Origin of the sequence: Bacillus thuringiensis (genome assembly GCF_001182785.1) — a bacterium.
Lineage (GTDB): Bacteria > Bacillota > Bacilli > Bacillales > Bacillaceae_G > Bacillus_A > Bacillus_A thuringiensis_S.
Map to the genome: position 1 here is coordinate 3,892,551 of NZ_CP012099.1, position 24,394 is coordinate 3,916,944.

Below are 24,394 nucleotides of genomic sequence, written 5' to 3' on the forward strand. Positions count from 1 at the left end.
TAAAATTAGTCCCTTGCTTTGTAAACTATAGAAACAATGAAAAGTCCACAAAATGAACTTGTCAGTCCAGATACTATTATACCTCCAATTTGGAAAATATGAAAATAGGGATCTAGGAACGCATGCACGATAAATATAATAGTTGCCACAACAATTACTGAAATCCAATACTTTCTTTTTTCCGAAGCTAAAATAAGATCTTTACCAATTCCATTTCTATACTTCCATAAAACGTATACTAATAATAGAAAACCAATACATGTACTTCCATGTTGCATATATTTATAAACAGGGATACCATACCATTCTCTTTGCAATAATGGTATTTTCATAACAAAATAGCCTGTCTTATGAGTGAATGCATCCCAAACAACATGCGTTAACATACCGAATAATGCTGAATAACAAAATACAAAAAGATCCTCCCATGTATGAAGCCCCCATCTCTTGTCTATTGCATATGTATAGTAGCCAGCAAATGGTTTAGGTAAATGTGTTATAAAAGGCTTTTTTAAAACGTAATGATATATACATGCTAACAAGAAGACAAGTGGTAAATTTAAATACAAGAACCCAAGCCACGTATGCCCAATAACACCATACGGTCTAAAGTGTAAAAAATATTCAAAGTCAGGCGCCATACTACCTAATATAAGAGCCGTTACTGACATATATTTAGAATGCTTTTTCGCCAAAGGAAGAACTGCTGCTGGATGTGCAAATGTAAACGGCATACTTTAACTCCTTCTCACATTTTCAATAGAATACCATCTATCATAACGAGAGAATAGATCTTCATGCAATATTTATTTTCACATTGGAATATGATAGTTTAAATGATATAATCCACATAAAATATTCAGAAAATAAGGAAGGGATTCAGGTGTCATTAACACTTGTATTTGCTGCCTTTTTAGATTCAAAATCCGTTATGAATTGAGGTTTATATATTGATTGACGTACCCTTTTTACAAAATGTCACATTAAAAAAAGAAAATATCCCTAGTTTTTCCGCATATCCTTACTGCTTACCCGCTATCCGAACATTACAATCACTAGCTTTCCATCCAAATGTAACATTCATTATTGGAGAAAACGGAACGGGTAAATCAACATTACTTGAAGGAATTGCAATTGCGTTAGGTTTTAATGCAGAAGGTGGAACGAAGAATTTCCGCTTTAGCACAAACGATTCACATTCATCTTTACATGAATACCTTCGAATTTCAAAAAGTTTCAATACACCAAGCGACGGTTTCTTTCTTCGCGCTGAATCATTTTATAATGTCGCTTCTTATATTGATGAAATAGATGCTATAAAATCTTACGGCGGCGTTTCACTACACGAACAATCTCACGGTGAATCATTCTTTTCCTTATTTATGAATCGTTTTTCAGGACAAGGTTTATACATTTTAGATGAGCCTGAGGCAGCTTTATCACCGATGAGACAACTTTCCATGCTCATTCGAATGCACGAACTAGCTGAACAAGGTTCACAATTTGTTATTGCGACGCATTCTCCTATTTTAATGGCTTACCCTGAATCTACTATATACTCTTTAACACAAGAGGGGATTCACGAATCCACATTAGAAGAAACTGAGCATTACCAAACGACGAAACTTTTCTTTGAAAATCGTGATCGATTATTTCATCATCTATTTGAGTCATAAAAAAAGAAGCAGCAATAGCTGCTTCTTTTTTATAGTGCTTCTATAAATAAGGCAACCCCGATACCGCCACCGACGCATAAAGAGGCAATTCCTTTTTCTAACCCACGTCTTTTTAATTCGTGAATTAAACTTACCGTAATACGAGCCCCTGTACAACCAATTGGATGCCCAAGTCCTACGCCACTACCGTTTACGTTCACTTTTTCACGGTCTAAACCTAACTCTTTCTCTACAGCTAAATATTGAGCCGCGAAAGCTTCATTAATTTCAAGTAAATCTGCATCTTCTAATGACCAATCCACTTTTTCTAAACCTTTACGAATTGCTGGTGCTGGTCCAATACCCATAATTTTCGGATCTACCCCAGCTACTGAATATCCAACAATTCTAGCTAACGGTTGTAAACCTTTTTCTTTCGCTTTTTCTTCGCTCATTAATACTAGAACTGCACTCCCGTCATTAAGACCAGATGCGTTCCCTGCAGTTACTGATCCATCTTTACGGAATGCCGGCTTCAATCCAGCTAATTTCTCAGCTGTAATATCTGCACGTGGATGCTCATCCTTCGAAAATACTACTTCTTTTCTACGTTCTTTTATTGTAATAGGAACAATTTGATTGTCAAAGTGTCCAGACTCGATTGCTTGTAGTGCTAGTGTATGACTACGAAGCGCAACTTCATCTTGTTCCTCTCTTGTAATTTCATATTGTTCAACTAAATTTTCCGCTGTTTCACCCATCATAATATGGTGAATCGGATCTTCTAACACTTCCCACACCGTATCACGAATTTCTCCGTGCTGTAGACGTTGTCCCCAGCGGTGCTGTTTCAATGCATAAGGGCTCGAACTCATCGCTTCTACTCCACCTGCAACAACCACATCACTTACACCTAATTGGATTTGCATTGCAGCTGACATAATTGCTTGCATACCTGAAGAACATTGGCGTTGGATTGTATATCCCGTAACTGTGTCAGGAAATCCTGCCGCTAATGCAGCAGTTCTCGCCGTATTTGCTTCATCAGTTCTTTGAATACAATGACCTAAAATTACTTCATCAACTTCATGTGGTTCTACCCCGCCTCGTTTTACAGCTTCCTGAAGTACAGGAACAGCTAATTCTACTGGCGTTACATTTTTTAGCGCTCCTCCAAAAGTTCCAATTGGCGAACGAACTGCAGCTGTAATAACAACATTATGCATTTTGTACTTGCCCCTCTCTTATGTACCCTAGTAAGTTTTTAGGTGAAATTCCATAAGATGTATATCTACAACTATCATACTATAAACATACTAAAAAATCAAAATATTTCATATAATAAAAATAGAAGAATTAACCTTCTATTCTGTCAGCGCATATAAAAACTTTTGCAAAATTTTCTCTGTCGTTTCATTCAATTTTGGCAACTTATCTACTGGAAAATATTGAAGTTTCAACCCTTCATGATCGAGCTTTAATTCCCCGCTCACATGATGTGCCTGATACAGATGAATGACATTGAAAATTTCATCGCCATTCGGATAACGGAAATATACTTCTTTTCCTGATAGAACACCAAGAAATTGCATTATTTTTGCAGTTAACCCCGTTTCCTCAAATAACTCTCTACGTGCCGTTTCTTCTGTCGTTTCACCCAGTTCCATCGCCCCGCCAGGTACACCCCAATCATATGTATCTGAACGATATTGAAGCAATACTTCTTGTTTATCATTTAATATAATGATTGCTGATCCTACGAGAATAAGCGGCCTTGTACCAACGACTTTGCGTAACTCTTCAATATACCCCATATGTAAATTCCCCTTTCCCTAACCTCCCTTATCATAACAAAATTTCTCTCTTTTTGTTCATGTAATTTTAAAGAAAAAAAGGAAGCTTTCGCCTCCGTTTTTTCATCTTTATTTCTTAAAACTTTCATATTTTACAGCTTCAAAAGCTTCCTCAATTTCATCATTACGATAATGGACATATGTAAAACGACCCAATTCTACTAATCTCGCTATTTCCTGTAACGCTTTATGCTGCTCATATGTTTCTTTCAGCTTAATATGTACATAAAACTTCATTAAAGGATGTTCATATAAAGGTTCTCCCACCTCTACATATACATCTTCAACCCCTTGTACAACTCTTACATAACTCGCAAATTGATAAAGTGCTTCTCTGTCTGAAACGATTTTTAATGTATACATATATTCTCCCCCTTTCCTTTACTATATCAAAAAGACGACCACACCATGTTATAGAACTATGAAATTTTTTCGACTTGTCATCTATATATTCAATAAAGAAGGCGTTTATCCATACATGACATCTTTTTCCCACATATATTATAGGAAGAACTTTTTTCATTTGAGGTGTTCCTTATGGATCCATACGTCAATATATGTATTTGTATTACTCCCGGCGCCGATATTTCTGATGACCGCATCGCAAAAGATTTAGCTGTTGCAGAATCAATTTGGCACCCCATTACATTTCAAATTCAAGAAGTAATTGTATTAAATGAACTTTTCCGTTTTTTTGACCGTGAAATCAGTTATAAAAATTCCATTCAAAGTCAAGAAAAGTTGGCATCCTTTTTCCAAACATGTGTAAATGAAGCTCCTGAATGCGACCTTTATATTTGTTATATTGGCAGTGATTATTTCAAAGAAACAGCAGTAATTGCCTGCGCTTATTCTTTAGCAAAACAACAGCAACTTACTGGCTATATCGTTTTAACAAATTCGGCTGCCCCTATGAAAAATATATATACGCTCGCTCACGAAATCGGTCATATTTTATTTACAAGACGTATTCATGGAAAACTTACTCATGCAGATCCTCATTCTCCAACCGGCTCGGAGCACCACCCTTCTCCAACAAATCTTATGTATCCGATAGTCCCTCGTCCAGAAAACGTTCATATTCATTCCTTATTAACAACAGAACAAAAAGCGCTCTCTTTACAAAGCTCTTTACTACAAAGAAAAAAACAGTAACCTTCATGTTACTGTTTAAAACAACTTGTTCCAATCAACAAACCAAATCCCGGCTGCTAGAAATAAAAATAGACAACTAAATGTAAATGTAATCCCTCTAAAAATCCCTATATAATATTTCTTTGGAAATAATTTTTTGTATATCCAGAGCAGCCCTTTTCCAATTAAACCGAAGAACAGAATATAACCCGATGTGTCATCTAATAAAGTATCGAAATAGTCATCATGTACCTTTTTCGAAAAGGTAGTATAGAGCCCAAAAATCGTTAAACCTAAAAACACAATAGACAATATACCTAGAAATATACTTTGCATATTCGTTCCCCCCTTGATAAAAAATTCAGTTCGTTCACTTCACTATTAGTATAAAACTAGCTTACAGTTTTTTTCTCTTCATTTTTTAAAGACCATCTCATTAATACATATAAACTTCCGTACAGAAGTAAAGTCTCTAACATTCCCCAATATGGGTTTTGCTTCCCTAATTCTTTAAATACAAACATAATTAATAACGGTATGATAACAGCTAATATTCCAATCCATCCAAGTATGTACGCTTCACCAATTAGCAGTACTAATAAGATTATTCCAGCTAGTATATAACTTTGCATTGTAGTTAATTGCAATACAGGTGTCCCGTACCATTTATTCATAAACATTAATAGTACTAGTAATAAAATTGGTAGCAAAGCTGCTACATAAATCATGCTAAATTCTTTTATTTTGCTCTTAAATGATGACATTTTAAAAGCAAATATAACGCCTGCAACAGTAACCATTAATATAATTGGATATCCAATCAACTGCACATTCGTTAATACAAATTCATGATTAGAACTTTCAAATAAAATATTTGTAAGTAACCAATATCCGCCTATCCCAATTATCATTCCTAAGACACTTTTTATACTCCCACCTTTATCCTTCTCCATCTCTTTAGCTAACTCTTCCGCATACTCTTTTGGTGAGTCACCAAATATGTCCCTTACCGTCTTCCCCTTTTTTTCACCTTCTATTAAATGAAGCTCTGCATCTTCTAGAAAAGCATCCACATCTTCTTCTTTAATTCCCTTAGTTATTAAATATACTTTCGTATCAATTAAAAACTTTTCTCCTTCTTTAGAAATCTTCATGATAATCCCCCTTTATTTAACCATTTCTCTTCTATTCGTCTTCATCATAATTTCAAGGAAAATCAAAATAAACAAACTTCCGTATAAACATATAATTTGAAATAGCATTGGCATAAGATCTTCCGATGTAAATGTTTTAAACAGTAACATAATAGAAAGTGGAATGATTAAATATAAGTTTTTAAACCATCCTTCAAAATATATATTTATAGCTACTGTGATGATAAAAATCCCACCAGCTAATATATAACTTTGGACTTCGGTGAATGTGAGCATTTTTGTAGGATATATCACATCTAATATCGTAACAGCTCCTAATAAAAACAATGGAGCAATCATAACTAAAGACCACATGGAAAACCATGTTTTTGTAAAGCTTGTGACGAAGGCCATTTTGCGAAGTAGAAAATTAGGACCCATAACAACTAAAATCAATGAAAAACTGTAACCGATACACTGCATAAGTGAAATCTGTAACATTCCATTATTCACTATTAAGATAGAAGCAATAATCCAAAACGATACGATATTCATTACTGTAAAACCAATTTGCTTCCACGTTTCCTGTCTATCTCTTTCCATCACTTTTACAATTTCATTTGCATATTCTTTCGGTGAGCTTCCGAAAATATCTTCTACACGCTTCCCCTCACTCTCACCTTCTATTAAATGCAATTCTGCATCTTCTAAAAAGTTTTCAATATCACTTTCTTTCACACTCTTTGCCGTCAAAAATAATCTCATATCTAACAAAAACTTTCGAGCTTCACTTGATAACATTATTTTCTCCTTCCCTTCCCTTCAAGTAGACGTTCTACACTACTTTGCATCGCTTCCCAGCGATCCATAAATTCATCAAGTGCTTCCTCGCCTTTTTCTGTTAATGTATAATATTTTCTCTTTGGACCAGATGGCGATTCCTTCATTACGCTTGTTATTAGTCCTTCTTTTTGCATTCGTATTAATAACGGATAAATACTTCCCTCACTCGCCATTGTAAAACCATACTTTGCTAGCTTTTCACTCATTTCATAACCGTATATTTCGCCTTCAGAAATAATAGCAAGTAAGCATCCTTCTAAAATCCCTTTCAACATTTGACTTGTCGACATAATTCAAATCCTCCTACTATCTTGTTTTACAAGATAGATAAGCGTAAGTATCTTGCTTTACAAAATAGTATAGCAAAGACTATTTTGCAAAACAAGATAGCTAACGATATTTTTTCCAAATGTTTGCAGGAATTTCATTATAACCTCTCTAAATAGAGCACTATGAAAACTTTATTATGAAGGGATGTTTTTCATCATGGTTACAAATCGAGTTGTCTTTTTAACAGGTGCTGCGAGTGGTATTGGATATGAAATGGGAAGTGCTTTTGCAAAAGAAGGTGCAAAAGTTGTGATTACTGATCGTCTTGAAGAACGTGCGAAAGAAGCTGCTGAACAATTACAAAATGAAGGTTTTCAAGCTATCGGTTTAAAATGTGACGTTACATCTGAAGAGGAAATTACAGCATCAATTTCTCAAACAGTTAGTCATTTCGGTTCATTAGATATATTAATTAACAACGCAGGAATGCAACACGTTTCACCCATTGAAGACTTTCCAACTGAAAAGTTTGAGCTACTAATTCAAATTATGCAAATTGCTCCGTTTATCGCAATTAAGCATGCCTTTCCGATTATGAAACAACAAAAATATGGTCGTATTATTAATGTCGCTTCTATTAACGGCCTTGTCGGGTTTGCTGGAAAAGCTGCCTACAATAGTGCAAAACATGGCGTAATTGGATTAACAAAAGTTGCCGCTTTAGAAGGTGCTACGCATGGTATTACTGTTAATGCCCTTTGCCCTGGTTATGTCGATACCCCTCTTGTACGTAATCAACTACAAGACTTAGCTACTACACGAAATGTACCACTTGAAAATGTTTTAGAAGATGTTATTTATCCACTCGTCCCACAAAAGCGCTTATTACAAGTACAAGAAATCGCTGATTATGCTATGTTTTTAGCGAGTGAAAAAGCTAAAGGTATAACTGGTCAAGCTGTCGTTATCGATGGTGGCTATACTGCTCAATAAAAAATAAAGTTTGCTCAAGAAGAGCAAACTTTATTTTTTATCGCGAGGATCTTCGTACTTTAGTAATTGCCGCGGGAGCTTCTCAATTGCAACAATTACCCCCTCTAATTTACTTTCAATACGGTGGAGTAAATATAATGTTACAACAATTGGAAACCCTACATTACCTATCATCTTGATCCACTCTTCCATCCTCTTCTCCTCCTTTCATTATATAAGTAAGAGAAAACAATGCATTTAGGCATAAAAAAACAAGCTATTATGTATTAGCCTGTTTTTCAAATAATGATGCAATTTCTCGTTTATAATCCCCGCTTATAATACCTTTCTCAGTAATAATTCCTGTAATTAATTCGTTCGGTGTTACGTCAAATGCAGGGTTATAAACATTCGTTCCGATTGGTGCTACTTGTTTTCCAAAGATTTTCGTAACTTCTGTTTCATCTCTTTCTTCAATAATTATTTCGGCTCCAGTTTCTTTCCTAACATCAAATGTTGACAGTGGCGCAGCAACATAAAATGGGATATCAAAGTGCTTTGCTAAAATAGCTAAATTCATTGTCCCTATTTTATTTGCCGTATCTCCATTTGCGACAATTCGATCCGCCCCTACAATAATTGCATTTATTTCTTTCGTTTGAATAGCATGAGCTGCAGTATTATCTGTAATAAGGGTCACATCAATATTTGCTTGCTTCAATTCCCAGGTCGTTAAGCGACCACCTTGTAAAACTGGTCTCGTTTCACACGCATATGCATGTAAACGCACACCTTTCTCTTTTCCAATATAAAAGGGAGCTAATGCAGTTCCATATCTGGCAGTTGCGATACTTCCAGCGTTACAGATTGTTAAAATATTATCGCCATCTTTAAAACATGTTAACGCATATTCCCCAATATTTCGGCACACCTCTTCATCTTCCTGCTGAATGCGAAGCGCTTCTTCTTCTAATGTTTTTTGTGCTTCTTTTATTGTAGTAATCTCTCGAATAGATTCTCTCATACGATCAATTGCCCAAAATAAATTTACTGCTGTCGGGCGTGACGTTCCTAAATAATTACAATCTCTATTAAACTTCTTTTGAAATTCTTCAATATGTACAGTGTTATATTTTTTTGATGCAAGCGCCAAGCCAAATGCAGCTACAATTCCAATTGCAGGCGCTCCTCGTACTTCTAACATTACGATGCTTTTCCAAACCTCTTCAATAGTCGTCAATGTTTTGTATTCTGTGCTATGCGGCAATTTCGTTTGATTTAATACCGCAATTGCATCACCTTTCCAGCTTACAGATCTCGGAACAGTAACAATTGTACTCACGCTTTTACGCCCCCTGAAACTGTCTGTTGAAATAATGTTCGAAACAGTTGAATATCTGCACTTTTAGATTCATATTTTATTAGTTCTTTACCTAAGGATAGCGCTTGCTTCTTAGCTTGAATTCTTGTTTCTTTATTTTCTATTTCATCTAAATCTGCTACATGAGCTAAACCAATTGTTCTACGAATCAGTTCACATCCGGCAAATCCAACTGCATCAGTAAAGATATTTTGCAAAATAATTGGTAACCATTGTTTTTCTTTCGTATATACTTCTACACCTTCTCCAATCCATAACTTTGTAAAAGTCTCTACAAAATAACTCCACGTCTTTTCTATATGGAAAAATAGTACACTTCTTTTTTCTTCTTCTCTAGATAAAGCATTTAATAATAGATTTGCAATAAATTGACCTATGTCAAATCCAAATGGGCCATATGTCGCAAATTCTGGATCAATCACTTTCGTTTCAGAAGGTGACGAAAAAATACTACCAGTATGTAAATCACCATGAATAAGAGTTTCTTTTCTTGTTAAGAACTTATATTTATATTGTGCTACTTTTAGTTTTAAAGTTTTATCACTCCAAAGTTCATCAACCACGAGCTGTAAATCTGGCTCATAATCATTTGTATCATAATGTCCAAACGGATCTGTAAACACTAAATCCTCTGTAATTTTACAAAGGTCCGGATTTACAAAGGTACCTTCTAGTACCCTCTTCTCTTCTGACTGTAAACCAAAATCTGAAGTATAAAATAAAACATGTGCTAGAAAACGGCCGATATGCTGGGATAAAAGCGGATATTCTTCTCCGTCTATTAATCCTTTTCTTGTAATTGTTAGTCTTGATAAGTCTTCTATTACCGTTATCGCTAACTCTTCATCATGACTGTACACTACCGGAACATAATCCGGTACATACTGCGCAAAAATTTGCAGTGCCTTGCTTTCAATCGTTGCTCTTTTTATAGACAATGGCCAGCTTTCACCAACTACTTTCGCATAAGGCAGTGCTTGTTTTATTATAATTGATTTCTCTCCATCATCTAATTTGAACACGTAATTTAAGTTTCCGTCTCCAATTTCATGACAAACGACATTTGCCTTCGCTTCAAAATAGCCATGATCTTTCGCATATTGTACAGCTGTTATTTCTGTTAATGAATAATATCCCATCGTCTTCTCCCCCTTTTTAAATTCAGAGGTTTTTCTAACATAGAAAAACCTCTTTCCACTAAGAAAGAGGTTTGAAGTTTATCTTCTCCCCTCTTATCTGCCAGAAAGTTTTACTTTCTGCTGGAATTAGCACCGTGCCTTTTGGCGTAATAAACGCCCCATTTCACAATGGTATTACGGTCGGTTGCTGGGCTTCATCGGGCCAAATCCCTCCACCTGCTCTTGATAAGAGTTGTATAATTTTTTGAATTTTTAACTTTATGTTGAAGACTATACCAAGAATAAAAATCACTTGTCAACATTTTATTTGTATAATTCTGGACGGCGATCCGCAAAAACTGGAATTCCTTTACGTACTTCTTTAATTTTCTCGAATTCAAGCTCTCCAAATAAAATTGATTCCTCTTCATTCGCCTCTACTACAACTTCACCCCAAGGGTCCACAATTAAAGAATGACCCGCAAATACATTATTTGGATCCTTTCCTGCTCTATTACACGCAACAACATAACACTGATTTTCAACCGCTCTTGCTTGCAATAGCAAACGCCAATGTGCTAAACGAACTAATGGCCATTCTGCTACAACAAATAATACTTTTGCCCCTTTAGCAGTATGGACACGCATCCACTCTGGAAAACGAATATCATAACAAATTGTTCCAGCACATTCAACATCATCTAGCTTAAATTCGCCCGTACTATTACCAGCTATTAAATATTTATGTTCATCCATAAGCTGAAATAAGTGTACTTTACTATATTCGTTGACTAGCTGTCCTTCATTATTTACAACATACATCGTATTTGTAACGCCTTGCTCCGTTTGCTTTGCTATGGACCCACCAACAATATGTACATCATATTGCTTCGCCCATTCTATTAACTTTTCTTTCGTTTCCACTCCATCCCTATCTGCAATTTCAGAAAGTCTCGTTAAATCATATCCTGTTGTCCATAACTCTGGTAAGACGATAACATCTGGCCTTTCCTTCATAGCTTCGCTTATTTTATTTTTAGCATTCTCAATATTTTTTTCTACATCTCCAAAAACAATATCCATTTGAATACATGCGACTTTCATTTTTTCAGCCCCATTCTTATTTTTCTCTTTACAAAATACTGGAAAGATTATATCATTTGTCACTAGAATTGTAACAACTTTCAAAAGAGGTGGAAAGTATGAAATTATTTCAACCTTCTGAGATAGTAACATCATTGCCAACACAATTTTTCGCTTCACTTGTTGCAAAAGTTAACAAAGTCGTTGCAGCTGGTCACGATGTTATTAATCTAGGTCAAGGTAATCCAGATCAACCAACACCGCAGCATATCGTAAAAGCTTTACAAGATGCTGCCGAAAAGACCATTCATCATAAATATCCGCCATTTCGCGGACATGAAAGCTTAAAGGAAGCCGTAGCTACATTCTATAAATGTGAATACGGCGTCGAATTAAACCCAAAAACTGAAGTTGCTATTTTGTTTGGCGGAAAGGCTGGACTAGTAGAATTACCGATTTGTTTTACAAATCCTGGTGATACGATTCTCGTTCCGGATCCAGGCTATCCAGATTATTTATCCGGGGTTGCCTTAGCAAAGGCACACTTTGAAACCATGCCACTTATTGCAGAAAATCATTTTTTACCGGATTATAAACAAATTGATGACTCTATCGCTGAGCAAGCAAAGTTAATGTTTTTAAACTATCCAAATAACCCTACCGGTGCTACTGCATCAAAAGATTTTTTTGATAAAACCATTCACTTTGCTAATAAACATAATATATTAGTTGTTCACGATTTCGCTTACGGCGCTATCGGATTTGATGGTCAAAAACCTGTTAGTTTCTTGCAAGCAGATGGTGCCAAAGATACAGGAATTGAAATTTACACTCTATCGAAAACTTTCAATATGGCTGGCTGGCGTATTGCTTTTGCAGTAGGGAATGAAAGTGTCATTGAAACCATTAACCTATTGCAAGATCATATGTATGTTAGTATTTTTGGTGCAGTTCAAGATGCTGCCCGCGAAGCACTATTAAGTTCACAGTCTTGCGTAATAGACCTTGTAAATAGTTACGAATCTCGAAGAAATGTCCTTATAGAAGCTTGTCATTCCATTGGTTGGAATGTTGATATTCCAAAAGGATCATTCTTTGCATGGCTTCCTGTACCAGAGGGCTATACATCTGAGGAATTTTCTAATATTTTATTAGAAAAAGCACACGTTGCAGTTGCTCCAGGTGTTGGCTTCGGTGAGCACGGCGAAGGTTATGTTCGCGTTGGGCTCCTGCATACAGAGGAGCGATTGCGGGAAGCAATTAATCGAATTGAGAAATTAAAAATTTTCAAAAAGCCATTGACAACATGAAAAATATCTGACAAAATTCAGTTATCTTAAAAATTTAAACATTTCTAAATACTTCTTATCAAGAGCAGGTGGAGGGACGAGCCCGACGAAGCCCGGCAACCGATCTACAATTGTAGACACGGTGCTAATTCTCGCAGCATTATGCTGACAGATAAGGAGCTGGTTGTAAAAAAACCTCTCCTTAGCTGAGAGGTTTTTTTATTTAACTAGGGGGTTATAACAATGAGCGGAATTATAGCGACGTATTTAATTCATGACGATTCACATAACTTAGAAAAAAAGGCGGAACAAATTGCACTCGGATTAACAATTGGTTCTTGGACTCATTTGCCACACTTATTACAAGAACAATTAAAACAGCATAAAGGCAACGTCATTCATATTGAGGAATTAGCTGAACAAGAACATACGAATTCATATTTACGCAAAAAGGTAAAACGTGGGATTATTAAAATCGAATACCCGTTATTAAATTTCAGTCCAGACTTACCAGCGATTTTAACAACTACATTCGGAAAGCTATCCCTTGATGGCGAAGTAAAATTAATTGACTTAACTTTTTCAGACGAGTTAAAAAAACATTTTCCTGGTCCAAAATTCGGGATAGATGGTATTCGAAACCTTTTACAAGTGCATGATCGTCCCCTTTTAATGAGTATTTTTAAAGGAATGATTGGACGAAATATTGGGTATTTAAAAACGCAATTACGTGATCAAGCAAGTGGTGGTGTAGATATAGTAAAAGATGATGAAATATTATTTGAAAATGCATTAACACCACTTACGAAACGCATTGTATCTGGAAAAGAAGTTTTACAATCCGTATATGAAACATACGGACATAAAACGTTATATGCCGTAAATTTAACAGGACGAACTTTTGATTTAAAAGAAAATGCGAAACGTGCAGTGCAAGCTGGAGCTGATATTCTATTATTTAACGTATTTGCTTACGGACTAGATGTACTACAATCACTTGCAGAAGATGATGAAATCCCAGTTCCTATTATGGCACACCCTGCTGTAAGTGGTGCTTATTCGGCATCGAAGTTATATGGAATTTCATCTCCATTATTACTTGGAAAGCTACTACGTTATGCTGGTGCAGATTTTTCTTTATTCCCGTCTCCATACGGAAGCGTTGCATTAGAAAAAGAAGAAGCTCTCAGCATTTCAAAATATTTAACTGAGGAAGATGCATTTTTCAAGAAAAGTTTTTCTGTCCCATCTGCGGGTATTCACCCTGGTTTCGTTCCCTTTATTGTACGAGATTTCGGTAAAGATGTTGTTATTAATGCTGGCGGCGGGATACATGGACATCCAAATGGAGCGCAAGGCGGTGGTAAAGCTTTCCGTACTGCAATTGATGCTACTTTGCAAAATAAACCACTCCATGAAGTAGATGACATAAATTTGCATAGTGCACTACAAATATGGGGAAATCCCTCTCATGAGGTGAAATTATGAGTATTCAAGTATTTTGTGATTTCGATGGCACGATTACAAATAATGATAACATTATGTCCATTATGGAAAAATTCGCACCACCAGAAGCTGAAGAAGTAAAGAATAGAATTTTATCACAAGAGCTATCTATTCAAGAAGGTGTTTCTCAATTATTTCGATTAATACCTACTCATCTGCACGATGAAATTATTCAATTTTTAATAGAAACTGCTGAAATTCGTAATGGTTTTCATGAATTTATACAATTTGTAAATGAAAATAACATTTCTTTTTACGTTATATCAGGTGGAATGGATTTCTTCGTCTATCCACTCTTACAAGGGATCATTCCAAAAGAACAAATTTATTGTAATGAAACAGACTTTTCAAAAGAGTTCATTACAGTTAAATGGCCTCATTCTTGTGATGATCATTGTCAAAATTATTGCGGATTATGTAAATCATCATTAATTCGTAAATTAAGTGATACAAATGACTTTCATATTGTAATTGGTGATTCTATTACTGATTTACAAGCTGCGAAACAAGCTGATAAAGTATTCGCTCGCGACTTTCTTATTACAAAGTGCGAAGAAAATCATATTGCTTATACACCGTTTGAAACATTTCAAGATGTGCAAGCTGAATTAAAACTTTTGTTGGAGGTGAGGGCATGAAACAACTTTTTCGTCAGTGGTATGACTTGAGCGAGATAAAAAAAGAATTAACAACTCGAAATTGGTTCCCAGCAACAAGTGGTAATATTTCTATAAAAGTTAGTCATGAGCCACTTACTTTTCTCATTACAGCAAGCGGTAAAGATAAAACAAAAACCACTCCAGATGATTTTCTATTAGTAGATCATGTAGGAGTTCCCGTTTTAGAGACTGAATTACGCCCTTCAGCAGAAACAATATTGCATACACATATTTATAACAATACGAATGCTGGGTGCGTACTTCATGTTCATACAACTGATAATAATGTCATTACAAATTTATATAGTGATGCAGTTACCCTTCAAAATCAAGAAATTATTAAAGCTCTCGATATTTGGGAAGAAGGTGCAACAATTCACATTCCTATTATCGAAAACCATGCCCATATCCCAACGCTTGGAGAAAACTTCCGAAAGCATATACAAGGTGATTCGGGAGCGGTATTAATCCGTAACCACGGTATTACCGTATGGGGCCGAGATAGCTTTGATGCAAAGAAGAGATTAGAAGCTTATGAGTTTTTATTCCAATTTCATATAAAACTATTATCAATTCAAGGAGGCGTTTCTAATGGCGCAAATTCGTATTCATGAAGTAAATACTCGTATTGAAAATGAAGTAGAAGTATCTAAATTTCTACAAGAGGAAGGCGTTTTATATGAGAAATGGAATATTTCTAAACTTCCTACTCATTTAAATGAAAATTATTCTTTAACAGATGAAAACAAAGCTGAAATATTAGCTGTTTTTTCAAAAGAAATTGCTGATGTTTCAGCACGTCGAGGTTATAAAGCATATGATGTAATTTCACTTTCAAATAGCACACCTAACCTTGACGAATTATTAATTAATTTCCAAAAAGAACATCATCATACAGACGACGAAGTTCGCTTTATCGTCAGTGGTCATGGCATTTTCGCTATTGAAGGCAAAGATGGGAAATTCTTTGATGTTGAACTTGAGCCAGGCGATCTAATATCTGTTCCTGAAAATGCAAGACATTATTTTACCTTGCAAGATGATCGTCAAGTTGTAGCTATTCGTATTTTTGTGACAACTGAAGGCTGGGTTCCAATCTATTAAGGTAGTTAGTTGAATAAAAGGACTTGGACCCCCTTTTCCAAACTTTTATTCACTCTACATATATACATCCTCCTATGGAACAGGCTTATTTCACTTTTGAAATAAGCCTGATTTTTTATTTACTCAAAAGTACCATTTCACCACAAATTTAACGTCTTGATTTTTCAAGTGTATTTTTCGAACATTTTTTGAACATTTATTGAATTTTTTCTGAAAATTCTGTTTTGTATGTGATATACTACAATTAACTAAGAAGGAAAATAATATCGCAAACAGAGGGGGATAATCATGAGCTTACTTATCGCACTTATACTTGGAGTTACATGTGGAGCATTTCCTGTTATTTTAGGAGCTATTATGGAAGAGTTAGAAATTGGTGTTTTAGGATTTGTCGCATCTTGTGTAAGCGCTTTATTGTTTGGTTTATTCGGCGCTATTCCTGTTTCAATTCTGTGTGCTTTTTATATAATACGCCATGCTCGTACAAAACAATTTGGTCCTAATCACATCGCACAAATTATCCCATTCCCGGTTGAACGGTGCCGCCGCGCTTCTAACTTATAATTATAAAAATTAAAGATGACTAAATAAATAAAAGTCCTCAAATGAGGACTTTTATTTATTTTCTTCTAGAAATTGAAACAATTCTTGTAGATGTAGGGCATCTTCACCATAGCTAACAGATACATGAAATATACCGTCAATCTCAGCTTGCATATAAAGATCCACTCCATCACGATCATATTTCAATGCCAAATAAAATTCCATTTCTTCTAACATCTTTTTAGAGGTTCGAATTACATAATGCCCTTTCTCATCTCTTCCATATTCAAATTCTGGTTCAAAATCATATTTTTGTTTAAAAGCTCCTTTTTGTTTTTCATTAATTTTCATACAAGTAGCTCGCTGTACAGTATCAATCATCTCATCAAACTTTTGAAGGTCCACCTCGTTTACCCCCTTATATATTTTTTATATAATACTTGTGTTCCACTATTTTCTTCGCCATCCTTAATTAACTCTTCATACAATTCTTTCGCCAAACTTAAGCCCGGGACTGGTAATTGTAATTTTTCTGCTTCCTCTAAAGCAATTTTCATATCTTTCATAAAATGCTTCACATAAAATCCTGGCTCAAAGTCTCCTTTTAACATTCGAGGAGCTAAATTACTTAATGACCAGCTACCTGCTGCCCCTGTTGAAATACTCTCTAACACTTTATCTGGATTCAATCCAGCCTTCTTCGCGTAAGCAACAGCCTCACATACTCCAATCATATTGGAAGCAATCGCAATTTGATTGCACATTTTTGTATGTTGTCCACTCCCAGCTGGTCCTTGTAATTGAATGTTTGTTCCTAACTTTTCAAGTAAAGGTAAGCATCTATCATATATTTCTTTCTCTCCACCTACCATAATTGCGAGTTTTGCTTCTTTCGCACCAACATCTCCTCCTGAGACAGGTGCATCTAACGTATATATATTTTTGCTTTTTGCAACTTCATTAATACGTTTTGCTAAAGTAGGTGTAGATGTCGTAAAGTCAATTGCTATCGTACCTTCTTTTGCATGTTCTATAATTCCTTCTATACCAAAATACACTTCTTCTACATCATGTGGATATCCAACCATTGTCATTACAACATCAACTTGCTTCACTAACTCTTTTGGCGTATCACACCATTGTGCACCATCTTGCACTAAAGAATCTGTTTTTGCTTTCGTTCTATTATATACATATACTTTATGACCATCTTGCATTAAGTGATAAGCCATACTTTTTCCCATTACGCCAATACCAATGAAACCTATTGATAAAGTTTTATGTTCCATTTTCTCATCCCCTTTGTTCTAATAAATCATTTACCATCTTTCGAAACTCTTTATTAAAGTCATCATCCATACTATTTTTCACATTTGAAAATAACATAACAAAAATCCCTTTTTCTTTATTAAAATTATTGAAAGTGTTCCAACCAGATAATACACCATGATTATGAAAATAATCTGGATATATATAAAAACTAAATGCATATTTCCGTTCTGCTGAAGGCGAAAACATTGCTTGTATACTTTGTTCAGAAAGAAGTTTTCCATTTATAATTGCTTCGTCTAACTTCTTCATATCTCCAACTGTCGTATACATCTCACCGCAACCATATAGCCAATCCATGCCTAACTTCTGCGCTGGTACAAGTTCTTGATCTTTTTTCACATAACCCTTTGTAAAATTTTTATCTCCAGGTACCATATTTCCCATACCGGATTCATGCATATCTGCTTTTACAAATATGTTTTCTTTTATGTAATCTCCTAAAGGTTTTTTCGATATATGTTCTATTATATAAGCAAGCACCATATAATTATAATCTGTATATCTCCAACCTGTTCCTGCAGGAAATTCTAAATTTTGACGTCCAATCCAATTAATTAACTGTAAACGGGAAGCAGCATTCACATTGCCTTTTGCGTGTTCAGGTAAACCAGAGGTATGTGTTAATAAATGATATAGCGTAATATTTTTATTCTCCGGAAATGAAGGAATATATTTATTTACATTATCTTGAATATTCAATTTCCCTTGTTCTTGCAACTGTAAAATAGATGTGGCAACAACTGTTTTCGTAATAGAACCGATACGATATTTTGTTTGAGGTGTATTTTCTATTTTATTTTGAACATCAGCATACCCATATCCTTTATTCAATATAACACGCTCTTTATCTGTTACCAAAACTGTTCCATTGAATTGCTTTCCGACTAAATATTGATCTAATTTTTGAGATATGCTAGCATAATCAATTTGTTGCTCTTCTTTTTCTTCTATATTCCCTTGTACTTCCGATTCAATAGTAGGATTCACTTTAGTTGTTAATACAGTGTTTTCCTTTATATTAGGGCTAACAAGAAAATAGTATACTCCGCCGCCAACTATAACAGACAGTGAAGCCATTATCATTACTTTTTTTATCATATTGATCCTCCATAATTCCTTCGCTAAAAATTGTCCCCCTATTCTATTATCAAACAATAAAAAAAAATCGCAACAATTTGTTGCGAAAAATTACATTTTTTCTTTTCTATACACACATACTTGATTCTTGCCATTTTTTTTCGCTTCATATAATGCAATGTCCGCTCGTTGCATTAATTCTTCTCTTGTAGTTCCTTGTTCATATAACGCAACTCCAAAGCTAGCTGTTAACTTCGAAATTCCAGTGAATTGCTTTGTTTCAATGAAGAATCGTAATGACTCCGCAACTTGAAATGCTTCCTTTTCTACTGTATTTGTCACTAATATAATGAATTCTTCTCCTCCCCATCTTGCAAATACATGTTGCTGCTCCACTTTAGATTTCATAAGCTCTGCAAGTTGTATTAATGCCAAATCACCAAAATCATGACCATATGTGTCATTAACTGTTTTAAAATTATCTATATCAAATAAAATAATTGCTATTTTCTCATCACTACGTATTACCTTTTCCCACTCTACCTCTAGTATTTGTTGAAACTTTAAACGATTATAAATCTCTGTCAATGAATCTACCATAGCAAGTCTTTCTTGCTCTTGATAGATTTCATCTAATTCTGTAATTTCCGTGCACTTTACAATAAATCTTGATAAATCTTCTGGCAATGGTGTCGCACGTAATAGAAAAGTAGATACTGCCCCTTCATAATTTGACATCTTAATTCTTCTACCACTTGATAAAGTATCGTCTAGCCATGTTATATCATGCGTCGTCGAGTAGTATCCATTTTCTCTAATAAAATGTTCAGCAAATACTAAATGTTGCTCACGATAGGCAAACAAATCTTCATATCCGAAAAACGTTAAAAAATTTGTATTACAATCAACAATCTCATCATCTTCTACTATAAATAATAAATCATTTTGAAAATCAAACATCGTTTGAAGCAGTTCCTGCTGCAAACTAACTTGCCTTACTAAAGAAAGTTGATACAAACTCTTATTCACTTCTTCTAACACTGCTTGCGGAGTTACAGGAGCTATTACAATATTACGTATTCCTAATGCAAGTACATCTGTAAATTCTTTTGTTATTTGTTGATCCCAAATGACAATGAATGTACTTTGCTGGGTATACATATTCTTAATATATTTTATTTGAGAATATTCTGTTACATACATAATTATAATGTGTGGTTTCGTTCTTTGAAATAATAGTTCGCCCTCTTCAAAACTATTTGCTATAAACATACATTTTGGATGGATATTTTCTATCGTTTGTTGGTGTTTACATCCATTTTCTATATAAAGGACATTTAACTGCAGATCTTGTAACACATTTTGGAAAACCGTATTCTCTAATAAAAAATGTAGTATGTTCATCACTAGTCTTCACTCACTTCATATATCTTGTTCTACTGAATTCCTCACAAACATTTTTAAAAGGCTGTTCTCCAATAAACTTTAATTTGTGAGAGATACATATTAACAAGCTAATTGAGAATGTTATCTTCCCTTTTCACTCTATAAATTCCTTTTTTAGTGTATGATTATAGGAATTATATCGTTTGTATGAATGCCCTAGCTTATTTCTTAAAACTTGACAATTAAAATAAAGATATTATATTCTTAAATTCGATAACTTACAAAATGTAAGTAATATACATTGCGTTTTCCTGATAATTTTATATACAATTTGGAGGATATATAATGACAAACGACAACTTTTTTAACGTTCTATATGAACGCACATCTACACGTGCATTCAACCCAAATAAAGAAATCTCATCTACAGAATTACATGAGATTTTAAAAGCCGCAGCACAAGCACCTTCCGCTTGGAACTTGCAACACTGGAAATTCCTTGTTTTTCAAGGTGAAGATGTACAAAAACGATTACACCCAATAGCCTATAACCAACAACAAATTCTTGATGCTTCTGCAGTAGTCGCTATTTTAGGTGATTTAGAAGCTTATAAAAATGTTGAGCCAGTATATGGTCCAATTGTAGAACAAGGATTTATGAAAGAAGAAGCAAAAGAACGCTTAGCTAAAAATATTGAATCTGCATATGCTCGTGAACAATTCCCAAGAGATGCTGCCTTTTCAAATGCATCTTTAGCAGCAATGCAACTTATGCTTGCAGCTAAAGCAACTGGTTGGGATACTTGTGCTATTGGTGGCTTCAATCCACAAGCACTGACAGACGAATTTAACGTTTCATCTCGTTACGTTCCAATTATGCTTATTACAATTGGTGAATCAACTTTAAAAGGCCATCCTGCACCTCGTATGAGCGTAGAGCAAGTGAGTGAGTGGGCAAAATAATAAAAAACGAAGGTAACTACATTGCCTTCGTTTTTTTATTTCTTGTCATACTTTTGTAATATTACTACAAATCATTCGACATTTATACTTATGGAAAAGTATATTCTATTCCCTTATCATAAATAAACGTGACGTTTTGTGTCGAATTTTGTTTAGGTATTGAAATATACCCGTGTGTTTTTGTTACAATTATGATACAATGATAACAAATAGATAACAAGAGAGGGATTTTCATTGAGTTCATACGGAAGCTTTATCGCACTTTTATGTTACATAGTAACTGTACTGCTTCTATATTTTATTGGTGATGCCGCAAACATCTCCATTTTACAATTCCCAAAAGAAGAAGCGTTCCAATTAGAATCAGAAAAACATACTGCACGATCCATTGTACCACTACTCCTAGCTCTTCCTGTATATATCATCGTTTTATATAAAAGTAAAAAAGTGTAAAGGCTACCCATTTCATTTATTTCGGTGGTTTTTACATTTTTTGTTATATTTCCCCTATTTTAAACATCATTCCATACTAAACACCCAGCTAGTCATTTAAAATGAGAAAATCCCCTAGAAAAAATTCCACTCTCTGTCCAGTCACTCACTACCGAACTTACATAGATTATAAGTGTGAAGGGGGTGATGAGGATTATGTTTGGATCATTTGGATGCTGTGATAACTTTAGAGACTGTCATCATCATGAAAGAGAGTGCAGACATCATGAGAAAGAGAAAGAGAAAGAAGTGGTTAGACCACAACAACCAGCTGTATGTAACGTACTTGCTAGCATTTCAGTTGGAACAGAGCTTTCTCTTTTAAGCATTAGAGGTAACGGCACTTTCAACAATGTAATTTTTGAAGGTTTCGCTAACGGTGTTGCTCTTTTCTCTGCTTTAGCTCGTAATAACAATGATAAAGATAACAATAAAGACGATAAGAACAATCAAAATCGAAATACTTTTACTGGTATTTTACGTGTATGCCCAACTGATATCGTTGCAATCGCTATCTAATTCTGTCTCTTATCCTCGATAGTAAGCAAATATGATTTACTTTTCTCATAGAAAAAACCTGAGACCGATTTCAAATCGACTCAGGTTTTTTTATTGATTATATGCTTTTAACTAGTTCAACAACTTCTTCAGCAGTTGACATCATTAATGCTTTTTCTGCTAATGTTTCCATTTCTGCTTTTGACAACTTGCTTAGTTGTGTTCTTGCAGGAAGAATAGATGTTGCACTCATACTGAACTCATCTAAACCTAATCCTAATAATAATGGGATAGCAAGTGAATCGCCTGCCATCTCACCACACATACCAGCCCATTTGCCTTCTTTATGAGCAGCATCGATAACCATTTTTACAAGACGTAAAATAGATGGGTTATATGGTTGGTATAAGTATGATACTTGTTCGTTCATACGGTCTGCAGCCATTGTGTATTGGATTAAATCATTTGTTCCGATAGAGAAGAAGTCAACTTCTTTCGCGAATTGATCTGCTATTACTGCTGAAGCTGGGATTTCAACCATCATACCAACTTCAATAGAATCAGAAACAGTTGTACCCGCTTCTACAAGTTTCGCTTTCTCTTCTAATAAAATTGCTTTTGCTTGACGGAACTCATCAAGAGTTGCAATCATTGGGAACATAATTTTTAAGTTACCGTATACGCTAGCACGAAGTAATGCACGAAGTTGTGTACGGAACACATCTTGCTCATCAAGACATAAGCGAATTGCACGGTATCCTAAGAATGGGTTCATTTCTTTTGGTAAATGTAAGTATGGAAGCTCTTTATCTCCACCGATGTCAAGTGTACGAACAACGACTGGTTGACCTTCTTTTACACCTTCAAGAACTGCTTTATACGCTTCGAACTGCTCTTCTTCTGTTGGAAGATTGTCACGACCCATGTATAAGAATTCTGTACGGTATAAGCCAACGCCTTCTCCGCCATTATCGATAATACCTTGTACATCATTTGGTGTTCCGATATTTGCAACAAGCTCAACATGATGTCCATCACTTGTTACAGTAGCTTGGTCTTTTAATTTTGCCCATTCAGTTTTTTGCTCTTCAAATTTCGCTTTCTTTTCTTCAAACGAACGAAGAGTTTCTTCTGATGGGTTTACAATTACTTCTCCATCTAAACCGTCAATGATAACGATATCGCCGTTTTGGATTTTCTCCATAACAACTTTCGTACCAACAACAGCTGGAATTTCCATAGAGCGAGCCATAATTGCAGAGTGAGATGTACGTCCACCGATATCAGTAGTGAAACCTTTTGCATACTTACGGTTTAACTGAGCTGTATCAGATGGTGTTAAATCTTCAGCAATAATGATTACCTCTTCAGAAATTGTACCAGGATTTGAGAAGTTAATCCCTAGTAAATGTGCAAGAACGCGTTTTGTTACGTCACGAATGTCCGCAGCACGTTCTTTCATATATTCGTTATCCATGTTTTCAAACATAGAAATAAACATTGATGCAACTTCATCCATTGCAAATTCAGCATTTACTTTTTCGCTATTTACTTTATCTTTTACTGGGTTTACTAGTTCTGGATCATTTAACACTAATAAATGTGCTTCAAAGATCGCAGCTTTGTCAGCACCTAGCTCAGCAAATGCGTGGTCCTTAATAGCTTCTAATTCAGTTTTTGCTTTCTCAAGCGCAGCGTCTAAGCGTGCAATTTCTGCAGCTTCGTTTGTAATTGATTTCTTTTCGATGTTAAATTCAGGATTTTCAAGTCTGAAAGCCTTTGCAATAGCAATCCCACTTGATGCAGCGATCCCTTGAATGTTAAGAGTCATTATTCTCCTAATCCTTCGTTTTTCATAGTTTCTTCGATAGCTGCTAGTGCTTGAGCTGCATCATCACCATTTGCAGTGATTTTAATTTCTGCGTTTTGTTGAATGCCTAAAGACATAACGCCCATGATTGATTTTAAGTTAACGTTCTTTCCGTTATACTCTAAGTTAATGTCAGAACCGAATTTGCTTGCAGTGTTTACAAGTAGAGTTGCTGGACGAGCATGAATTCCTGAGTCGCTAGTTACTTTAAAGATTTTTTCCATGATAATTTA

At 35.0% G+C, this 24,394-nt stretch carries 30 protein-coding genes and 2 riboswitches; of the genes, 12 read left to right on the forward strand and 18 right to left on the reverse strand.

The features are described from left to right. Positions 1–5: 5 nt before the first annotated feature. Positions 6–734, reverse strand: a complete 729-nt coding sequence (locus AC241_RS19885) for a DUF4184 family protein (RefSeq protein ID WP_050844466.1) — start codon at positions 732–734, stop codon at positions 6–8. Between the two features lie 216 nt (positions 735–950). Between AC241_RS19885 and AC241_RS19890 the strand changes: the two genes are divergently transcribed. Then, a complete protein-coding gene (locus AC241_RS19890) occupies positions 951–1,676 on the forward strand; it encodes an AAA family ATPase (protein ID WP_000568005.1) in 726 nt (241 codons plus the stop codon). Between the two features lie 29 nt (positions 1,677–1,705). Here AC241_RS19890 and AC241_RS19895 read toward each other — a convergent pair whose 3' ends face one another. The 3 genes from AC241_RS19895 to AC241_RS19905 form a co-directional block, all read right to left on the reverse strand. Continuing rightward, a complete protein-coding gene (locus tag AC241_RS19895) occupies positions 1,706–2,881 on the reverse strand; it encodes an acetyl-CoA C-acetyltransferase (RefSeq protein ID WP_050844467.1) in 1,176 nt (391 codons plus the stop codon). 138 nt (positions 2,882–3,019) lie between these two features. Next, positions 3,020–3,469: an NUDIX hydrolase gene (locus AC241_RS19900; protein ID WP_002005651.1), complete on the reverse strand. Its 450-nt coding sequence runs from the start codon at positions 3,467–3,469 to the stop codon at positions 3,020–3,022. Between the two features lie 108 nt (positions 3,470–3,577). Next, on the reverse strand, positions 3,578–3,871 hold the full coding sequence (locus AC241_RS19905; RefSeq protein ID WP_000288330.1) for a DUF3928 family protein: 294 nt from the start codon (positions 3,869–3,871) through the stop codon (positions 3,578–3,580). A gap of 174 nt (positions 3,872–4,045) precedes the next feature. Here AC241_RS19905 and AC241_RS19910 point away from each other — a divergent pair, with 174 nt between their 5' ends. Next, positions 4,046–4,663: an ImmA/IrrE family metallo-endopeptidase gene (locus AC241_RS19910; RefSeq protein ID WP_000371606.1), complete on the forward strand. Its 618-nt coding sequence runs from the start codon at positions 4,046–4,048 to the stop codon at positions 4,661–4,663. Between the two features lie 15 nt (positions 4,664–4,678). On the opposite strand, the gene AC241_RS19915 is transcribed toward AC241_RS19910, so the two are convergent. The 4 genes from AC241_RS19915 to AC241_RS19930 are packed head-to-tail and all read right to left on the reverse strand — an operon-like array spanning position 4,679 to position 6,908. Next, complete coding sequence (locus tag AC241_RS19915; RefSeq protein WP_050844468.1) at positions 4,679–4,978, reverse strand: hypothetical protein; 300 nt, start codon at positions 4,976–4,978, stop codon at positions 4,679–4,681. Between the two features lie 56 nt (positions 4,979–5,034). Beyond that, positions 5,035–5,796, reverse strand: coding sequence for a DUF1129 domain-containing protein (locus tag AC241_RS19920; protein WP_050844469.1), 762 nt, complete (start codon positions 5,794–5,796; stop codon positions 5,035–5,037). Between the two features lie 12 nt (positions 5,797–5,808). Beyond that, positions 5,809–6,576 (reverse strand): DUF1129 domain-containing protein, encoded by a 768-nt coding sequence (locus AC241_RS19925; protein ID WP_050844470.1) that lies wholly within the window; start codon positions 6,574–6,576, stop codon positions 5,809–5,811. Further along, a complete protein-coding gene (locus tag AC241_RS19930; RefSeq protein WP_000107977.1) occupies positions 6,576–6,908 on the reverse strand; it encodes a PadR family transcriptional regulator in 333 nt (110 codons plus the stop codon). Before AC241_RS19930 ends, AC241_RS19925 begins: the two co-directional genes overlap by 1 nt. 196 nt (positions 6,909–7,104) lie before the next feature. On the opposite strand from AC241_RS19930, the gene AC241_RS19935 reads away from it, so the two are divergent. Beyond that, positions 7,105–7,881: a 3-hydroxybutyrate dehydrogenase gene (locus AC241_RS19935; RefSeq protein ID WP_016080416.1), complete on the forward strand. Its 777-nt coding sequence runs from the start codon at positions 7,105–7,107 to the stop codon at positions 7,879–7,881. A gap of 30 nt (positions 7,882–7,911) precedes the next feature. Here AC241_RS19935 and AC241_RS19940 read toward each other — a convergent pair whose 3' ends face one another. The 4 genes from AC241_RS19940 to AC241_RS19955 form a co-directional block, all read right to left on the reverse strand. Then, positions 7,912–8,073: a YvrJ family protein gene (locus tag AC241_RS19940; protein WP_000393336.1), complete on the reverse strand. Its 162-nt coding sequence runs from the start codon at positions 8,071–8,073 to the stop codon at positions 7,912–7,914. A 67-nt stretch (positions 8,074–8,140) separates the two neighbouring features. After that, positions 8,141–9,202 (reverse strand): S-methyl-5-thioribose-1-phosphate isomerase, encoded by a 1,062-nt coding sequence (mtnA, locus tag AC241_RS19945; protein WP_000104611.1) that lies wholly within the window; start codon positions 9,200–9,202, stop codon positions 8,141–8,143. After that, a complete protein-coding gene (gene mtnK / locus AC241_RS19950; protein ID WP_000542676.1) occupies positions 9,199–10,380 on the reverse strand; it encodes an S-methyl-5-thioribose kinase in 1,182 nt (393 codons plus the stop codon). The genes mtnA and mtnK overlap by 4 nt, the downstream gene beginning before the upstream one ends. Before the next feature lie 90 nt (positions 10,381–10,470). Further along, a riboswitch (SAM riboswitch) is annotated at positions 10,471–10,612 on the reverse strand. 71 nt (positions 10,613–10,683) lie between these two features. Continuing rightward, the gene (locus tag AC241_RS19955; RefSeq protein WP_016080413.1) at positions 10,684–11,547 is read right to left on the reverse strand and encodes a carbon-nitrogen family hydrolase; all 864 of its coding nucleotides are present in this window, start codon (positions 11,545–11,547) and stop codon (positions 10,684–10,686) included. A 14-nt stretch (positions 11,548–11,561) separates the two neighbouring features. Here AC241_RS19955 and AC241_RS19960 point away from each other — a divergent pair, with 14 nt between their 5' ends. From AC241_RS19960 to AC241_RS19985, 6 genes are all read left to right on the forward strand, one after another. Next, positions 11,562–12,752, forward strand: coding sequence for a pyridoxal phosphate-dependent aminotransferase (locus AC241_RS19960; protein ID WP_050844471.1), 1,191 nt, complete (start codon positions 11,562–11,564; stop codon positions 12,750–12,752). Positions 12,753–12,804: 52 nt separating this feature from the next. Beyond that, a riboswitch (SAM riboswitch) is annotated at positions 12,805–12,910 on the forward strand. 64 nt (positions 12,911–12,974) lie between these two features. Next, positions 12,975–14,219: a 2,3-diketo-5-methylthiopentyl-1-phosphate enolase gene (gene mtnW, locus AC241_RS19965; protein ID WP_050844472.1), complete on the forward strand. Its 1,245-nt coding sequence runs from the start codon at positions 12,975–12,977 to the stop codon at positions 14,217–14,219. Beyond that, on the forward strand, positions 14,216–14,875 hold the full coding sequence (locus AC241_RS19970; RefSeq protein ID WP_029443177.1) for a 2-hydroxy-3-keto-5-methylthiopentenyl-1-phosphate phosphatase: 660 nt from the start codon (positions 14,216–14,218) through the stop codon (positions 14,873–14,875). The genes mtnW and AC241_RS19970 overlap by 4 nt, the downstream gene beginning before the upstream one ends. After that, positions 14,872–15,510: a methylthioribulose 1-phosphate dehydratase gene (locus AC241_RS19975; RefSeq protein ID WP_000811341.1), complete on the forward strand. Its 639-nt coding sequence runs from the start codon at positions 14,872–14,874 to the stop codon at positions 15,508–15,510. Before AC241_RS19970 ends, AC241_RS19975 begins: the two co-directional genes overlap by 4 nt. Continuing rightward, positions 15,488–16,000: a 1,2-dihydroxy-3-keto-5-methylthiopentene dioxygenase gene (locus AC241_RS19980; RefSeq protein WP_029443178.1), complete on the forward strand. Its 513-nt coding sequence runs from the start codon at positions 15,488–15,490 to the stop codon at positions 15,998–16,000. Before AC241_RS19975 ends, AC241_RS19980 begins: the two co-directional genes overlap by 23 nt. A 288-nt stretch (positions 16,001–16,288) precedes the next feature. Then, positions 16,289–16,564 (forward strand): hypothetical protein, encoded by a 276-nt coding sequence (locus AC241_RS19985; RefSeq protein ID WP_000054659.1) that lies wholly within the window; start codon positions 16,289–16,291, stop codon positions 16,562–16,564. A 51-nt stretch (positions 16,565–16,615) separates the two neighbouring features. On the opposite strand, the gene AC241_RS19990 is transcribed toward AC241_RS19985, so the two are convergent. From AC241_RS19990 to AC241_RS20005, 4 genes are all read right to left on the reverse strand, one after another. Then, a complete protein-coding gene (locus tag AC241_RS19990; protein ID WP_029443179.1) occupies positions 16,616–16,948 on the reverse strand; it encodes a DUF3909 family protein in 333 nt (110 codons plus the stop codon). A 5-nt stretch (positions 16,949–16,953) separates the two neighbouring features. After that, entirely contained in the window at positions 16,954–17,832 is an 879-nt protein-coding gene (locus AC241_RS19995; protein WP_016080407.1) for an NAD(P)-dependent oxidoreductase, read from the reverse strand. A 4-nt stretch (positions 17,833–17,836) separates the two neighbouring features. After that, complete coding sequence (locus AC241_RS20000; RefSeq protein WP_029443180.1) at positions 17,837–18,973, reverse strand: serine hydrolase; 1,137 nt, start codon at positions 18,971–18,973, stop codon at positions 17,837–17,839. Between the two features lie 90 nt (positions 18,974–19,063). Continuing rightward, complete coding sequence (locus tag AC241_RS20005; protein ID WP_029443181.1) at positions 19,064–20,356, reverse strand: GGDEF domain-containing protein; 1,293 nt, start codon at positions 20,354–20,356, stop codon at positions 19,064–19,066. 327 nt (positions 20,357–20,683) lie between these two features. Between AC241_RS20005 and AC241_RS20010 the strand changes: the two genes are divergently transcribed. The 3 genes from AC241_RS20010 to AC241_RS20020 all read left to right on the forward strand — a co-directional run bounded on the left by AC241_RS20010 (position 20,684) and on the right by AC241_RS20020 (position 22,312). After that, positions 20,684–21,301, forward strand: a complete 618-nt coding sequence (locus AC241_RS20010) for a nitroreductase family protein (protein ID WP_000180387.1) — start codon at positions 20,684–20,686, stop codon at positions 21,299–21,301. A 234-nt stretch (positions 21,302–21,535) separates the two neighbouring features. Then, complete coding sequence (locus AC241_RS20015) at positions 21,536–21,754, forward strand: hypothetical protein (RefSeq protein ID WP_000100485.1); 219 nt, start codon at positions 21,536–21,538, stop codon at positions 21,752–21,754. A gap of 195 nt (positions 21,755–21,949) precedes the next feature. After that, a complete protein-coding gene (locus tag AC241_RS20020) occupies positions 21,950–22,312 on the forward strand; it encodes a DUF3915 domain-containing protein (RefSeq protein ID WP_016080403.1) in 363 nt (120 codons plus the stop codon). Positions 22,313–22,409: 97 nt separating this feature from the next. Here the strand turns inward: AC241_RS20020 and ptsP are convergent, their stop codons facing one another. Then, positions 22,410–24,122, reverse strand: a complete 1,713-nt coding sequence (gene ptsP / locus AC241_RS20025; RefSeq protein ID WP_050844473.1) for a phosphoenolpyruvate--protein phosphotransferase — start codon at positions 24,120–24,122, stop codon at positions 22,410–22,412. Then, positions 24,122–24,385: a phosphocarrier protein HPr gene (gene ptsH, locus AC241_RS20030; RefSeq protein ID WP_000411080.1), complete on the reverse strand. Its 264-nt coding sequence runs from the start codon at positions 24,383–24,385 to the stop codon at positions 24,122–24,124. The genes ptsP and ptsH overlap by 1 nt, the downstream gene beginning before the upstream one ends. Between the last annotated feature and the right edge of the window lie 9 nt (positions 24,386–24,394).

Coding starts and splice junctions, on each gene's coding strand:
- AC241_RS19885 (WP_050844466.1), bottom strand. CDS start 734: ATGCCGTTTACATTTGCACATCCAGCAGCAGTTCTTCCTTTGGCGAAA.
- AC241_RS19895 (WP_050844467.1), bottom strand. CDS start 2,881: ATGCATAATGTTGTTATTACAGCTGCAGTTCGTTCGCCAATTGGAACT.
- AC241_RS19900 (WP_002005651.1), bottom strand. CDS start 3,469: ATGGGGTATATTGAAGAGTTACGCAAAGTCGTTGGTACAAGGCCGCTT.
- AC241_RS19905 (WP_000288330.1), bottom strand. CDS start 3,871: ATGTATACATTAAAAATCGTTTCAGACAGAGAAGCACTTTATCAATTT.
- AC241_RS19910 (WP_000371606.1), top strand. CDS start 4,046: ATGGATCCATACGTCAATATATGTATTTGTATTACTCCCGGCGCCGAT.
- AC241_RS19915 (WP_050844468.1), bottom strand. CDS start 4,978: ATGCAAAGTATATTTCTAGGTATATTGTCTATTGTGTTTTTAGGTTTA.
- AC241_RS19920 (WP_050844469.1), bottom strand. CDS start 5,796: ATGAAGATTTCTAAAGAAGGAGAAAAGTTTTTAATTGATACGAAAGTA.
- AC241_RS19925 (WP_050844470.1), bottom strand. CDS start 6,576: ATGTTATCAAGTGAAGCTCGAAAGTTTTTGTTAGATATGAGATTATTT.
- AC241_RS19930 (WP_000107977.1), bottom strand. CDS start 6,908: ATGTCGACAAGTCAAATGTTGAAAGGGATTTTAGAAGGATGCTTACTT.
- AC241_RS19935 (WP_016080416.1), top strand. CDS start 7,105: ATGGTTACAAATCGAGTTGTCTTTTTAACAGGTGCTGCGAGTGGTATT.
- AC241_RS19940 (WP_000393336.1), bottom strand. CDS start 8,073: ATGGAAGAGTGGATCAAGATGATAGGTAATGTAGGGTTTCCAATTGTT.
- mtnK (WP_000542676.1), bottom strand. CDS start 10,380: ATGGGATATTATTCATTAACAGAAATAACAGCTGTACAATATGCGAAA.
- AC241_RS19960 (WP_050844471.1), top strand. CDS start 11,562: ATGAAATTATTTCAACCTTCTGAGATAGTAACATCATTGCCAACACAA.
- mtnW (WP_050844472.1), top strand. CDS start 12,975: ATGAGCGGAATTATAGCGACGTATTTAATTCATGACGATTCACATAAC.
- AC241_RS19970 (WP_029443177.1), top strand. CDS start 14,216: ATGAGTATTCAAGTATTTTGTGATTTCGATGGCACGATTACAAATAAT.
- AC241_RS19975 (WP_000811341.1), top strand. CDS start 14,872: ATGAAACAACTTTTTCGTCAGTGGTATGACTTGAGCGAGATAAAAAAA.
- AC241_RS19980 (WP_029443178.1), top strand. CDS start 15,488: ATGGCGCAAATTCGTATTCATGAAGTAAATACTCGTATTGAAAATGAA.
- AC241_RS19985 (WP_000054659.1), top strand. CDS start 16,289: ATGAGCTTACTTATCGCACTTATACTTGGAGTTACATGTGGAGCATTT.
- AC241_RS19995 (WP_016080407.1), bottom strand. CDS start 17,832: ATGGAACATAAAACTTTATCAATAGGTTTCATTGGTATTGGCGTAATG.
- AC241_RS20000 (WP_029443180.1), bottom strand. CDS start 18,973: ATGATAAAAAAAGTAATGATAATGGCTTCACTGTCTGTTATAGTTGGC.
- AC241_RS20005 (WP_029443181.1), bottom strand. CDS start 20,356: ATGAACATACTACATTTTTTATTAGAGAATACGGTTTTCCAAAATGTG.
- AC241_RS20010 (WP_000180387.1), top strand. CDS start 20,684: ATGACAAACGACAACTTTTTTAACGTTCTATATGAACGCACATCTACA.
- AC241_RS20020 (WP_016080403.1), top strand. CDS start 21,950: ATGTTTGGATCATTTGGATGCTGTGATAACTTTAGAGACTGTCATCAT.
- ptsP (WP_050844473.1), bottom strand. CDS start 24,122: ATGACTCTTAACATTCAAGGGATCGCTGCATCAAGTGGGATTGCTATT.
- ptsH (WP_000411080.1), bottom strand. CDS start 24,385: ATGGAAAAAATCTTTAAAGTAACTAGCGACTCAGGAATTCATGCTCGT.